The sequence below is a fragment of the Vibrio sp. 10N.222.48.A3 genome (assembly GCF_041475345.1).
In the GTDB taxonomy this organism is placed as follows: domain Bacteria; phylum Pseudomonadota; class Gammaproteobacteria; order Enterobacterales; family Vibrionaceae; genus Vibrio; species Vibrio tasmaniensis_A.
Genome location: NZ_JBFRVX010000774.1, coordinates 1 through 3,765 on the forward strand (window position 1 = coordinate 1; position 3,765 = coordinate 3,765).

General features: G+C 47.2%; 1 protein-coding gene. It reads right to left on the minus strand.

The window, feature by feature from the left end:
- Nucleotides 1-3,765 (minus strand): cadherin-like domain-containing protein (locus tag AB4653_RS19640; protein WP_372105080.1); only part of this gene is annotated, 3,765 nt, incomplete at both ends.

Below are 3,765 nucleotides of genomic sequence, written 5' to 3' on the forward strand. Positions count from 1 at the left end.
AACGTCAAGGCTGATATCGCCACTGAAGTTTTCATTAGGAAGGAAGGTGTAACTGCCGTCACCATTATCTTGGAACACACCATCTGTGCCGCTGTAAGTTACGCTGTCAATCGACACTGCACCTTCAACGTCAGAAGAGTTTGCTAGCAACTGCTCATCAGAAATTGTGATGGCATTGTCTTCGTTGACCATGTACGAGGTTGAACCCGCAACTGGCGGATCGTTCTCAGGCGTCACACTGACATCAATGTTAGCGCTGACCGTTTCTGTGCCATCAGACACATCGAAACTAAAGTTCACATCGCCATTGAAGTTTTCATTTGGCGCAAAGGTATAAGTACCATCACCGTGGTCGGTCAGTACGCCATCACCACCTGTATAGCTAATACCTTCAACGGTTAAGTCGTCGCCATCAATATCGGTGGCACCGGTAAGTAAGTCGGCATCTGTAAATTGCAGCGTACCGTCTTCTGCAATACTGAATTGTTGATCTTGAGGAACCGGCAAGTCATTAACTGGGTTAACCGTTAGGTCAGCTGTTGCTTGAAGCGTCGCATCACCATCGGTAATGTCGAAGTTCAAATCAATGTCGCCATTGAAGTTAGCATCTGGCGTGATAGTGAAACTACCATCATCGTTTGCAGTAACTGTCGCATCACCACCAACGGTTAGGTTAGCCGCTGTTAAGTCATCGCCGTCAACATCGCTCGCTTGAGCAAGTAATTGCTCTTGGCTCAAGGTAATTGAACCATCTTCGTCCACGCTGTACGCCAAATCGCCCGATACCGGAGCATCGTTAACAGGAAGAACATCAATGCTTGCGTTGGTCGCTACAGTTGCACCATCTTCATCAGTAACGACAACATCAAGGCTGACATCACCGTCGAAGTTCGCGTTTGGTGCGAAGCTGAATGTTCCATCGCCATTGTCAGTATAGATGCCGTCAGCGCCTGTGTAGTTAACGCTATCAATCGCCACTTCACCTTCGATATCAGAAGCATTCGCCAACAGTTGATCTGAACTGATGGTGATAACTTCGTCTTCGTTCACTGAGTAGCTGGTTGAACCCGCAATTGGCGGATCATTCACCTCAAGTACCGTAATACCCGCGGTTGTCGCTTCTGTTGCACCCTCTTCATCGGTAACGACAACATCTAGGCTAACTTCACCGTTGAAGTTTTCGTTTGGTGAGAAGGTGTAAGTACCGTCACCGTTGTCTTCAAAGACACCATCAGCGCCAGTGTAAGTCACGCTATCAACGGCAACATCACCTTCAATATCCGAAGAGTTAGCTAGAAGTTGCTCATCGCTGATGGTAATTGAGTTGTCTTCATGAACTATGTAAGACGTGCTACCCGCAACAGGCGGATCGTTCTCTGGTGTCACGCTGACATCAATGTTGGCTTGAACCGTATCCGTGCCATCTGACACATCAAAACTGAAGTTCACATCACCATTGAAGTTCTCGTTTGGCGCAAAGCTGTAGCTTCCGTCGCCATTGTCAGTAAGAACACCGTCGGCACCTGTGTAAGTCACGCCTTCAACCGATAGGTCATCCCCATCGATATCGGTAGCACCTGTTAGCAAGTCTTCATCTGTGAAGTTCAAGATGCCGTCTTCGCCAATGCTGAACGTTTGATCTTGTGGTTGTGGAAGGTCATTAACTGGATTAACGGTGAGGTCAGCCGTCGCAACCAGCGTATCGGTACCGTCGCTAATGTCGAACGTTAGATCAATGTCGCCATTGAAGTTCGCATCTGGCGTAATGGTAAAGCTACCATCATCGTTAGAAACAACTGTCGCGTCTCCATCAACAATTAAGTTAGAAGCAGTAAGGTCGTCTCCGTCTACATCGCTAGCTTGAGAAAGAAGTTGCTCTTGGCTCAAGGTAATCGAACCGTCTTCCTCAACGCTGTATGCCAAGTCTCCTGATACTGGAACATCATTGATTGGTAGGACATCAACCGTAATATGAGTATCAACTTGAGCGCCGTCTTCATCTTGAATGGTCACATCCAATTGCACTTGGCCGTTGAAGTTTTCATTCGGTGCAAAGCTACATGTGCCGTCACCATTGATTGAGAAGATTCCGTCTGGGCCGTCGTAGTTGATCTCAACAAGTTGTACGTCACCTTCAATATCAGAGGCGTTCAGCAGAACTTGAGACTCATTAAAGGTCAGTACCGAGTCTTCATCGATAGTGTAAGACGTTGGGCCAGCAACTGGCGGATCGTTCACTTCTAGAACCGTAATGCCCGCAGTCGTCGATACGACTGCATCGTCTTCATCTACAACAACCACATCTAGGCTAACTTCGCCATTAAAGTTCTCGTTTGGAGAGAAGGTGTATGTACCGTTACCGTTGATTTCAAGCACACCATCACTGCCACTATAGGTAACACTATCAATCGCCACTTCCCCTTCAATATCTGAAGAGTTCGCTAACAATTGTTCGTTGCTGATCGTGATGGAATTGTCTTCATGAACCGTGTAAGACGTGCTACCCGCGACAGGTGGATCATTCTCTGGCGTCACGCTGACATCAATGTTAGCGGTTACCGTATCGGTACCATCTGATACATTGAACGAGAAGTTTACATCGCCATTGAAGTTTTCGTTTGGCGCGAAGCTGTATGTACCATCGCCATTATCGGTTAGAACACCATCTGCGCCAGTGTAAGTCACACCTTCAACGCTTAGGTCGTCCCCTTCAATGTCCGTCGCACCCGTTAATAGGTCTTGGTCATTGAACGTTAACACGCCATCTTCACCGACTGTGAATGCTTGGTCTTGTGCTTCTGGACCATCGTTCACTGGTGAAACTGTTAGCTCTAGGTTGGTAGAGACAACATCATCGCCATCAGACACATCAAACGTAAAGCTAACATCGCCATTGAAGTCAGCATCTGGCGTTAATGTGTAAGTACCATCCCCGTTATCTGTGATAGTTACGCTGTCGTCATCAGTCGCTAAGTTAAGCGCTGTTAGTTGGTCGCCATCTAAATCACGAGCATTAGCTAGCAAGTCTTCTTGCGTAATGATGATAGAACCATCTTCTTCCACTGTTGCTGCAACAGGAAGTGCTTCAGGTGCATGCTCAATGTGTGCGCCTGTCGCGTTAATGTAAATGGTTTGGGAAACCGTTTCAGAATCATCATTCGATAACTCTGTCGCAGTTGCGGTTACATGAACTTCAAGCTGCTCATTGAAGTCTTCTGGTAACTGGATCTGTAGCGCATTTTCGATAGCCGTTGTTGGTAAGTTCACCGTACCATCAGGACCAACCGTCACTTCACCACTGTAGATTTGGCTGTTCACTTCACCCACATCGATTGTGAAGTTGAAGTCTGAATAGTCAGCATCACCGCCGCCATACAAATCTTCAAATCCGTAAACGAGCTCGCCATCTTCATTAACAGTGGTACGCGTATGTTCGATACCATCTTGGTTTAGTTGAGCGCTTGAACCACCATGGAAGATCGCGTCACCATTCTGCCCTTGAACTACAGTTTCAGTGCCATCGGCAGCAACAAATACAAGTTGAGGATCAACCGTATCCATTTTCGCAGGTGAACCATCCTCAGCACGGAACTCGTACTGACCGTCTTGCATCGCGTCAAAGTCATTGTGCTGATGTCCGTTTGGAATCAAGAACAGATTGAAACTTTCACCTTCTTCAACTTGGAAGCTGAACTGGTCTTGTCCTGGAACAAGGTCACCGCCGCCGCCAAATTGTGACGCGTTTTCGTAAACAACCTCAACACC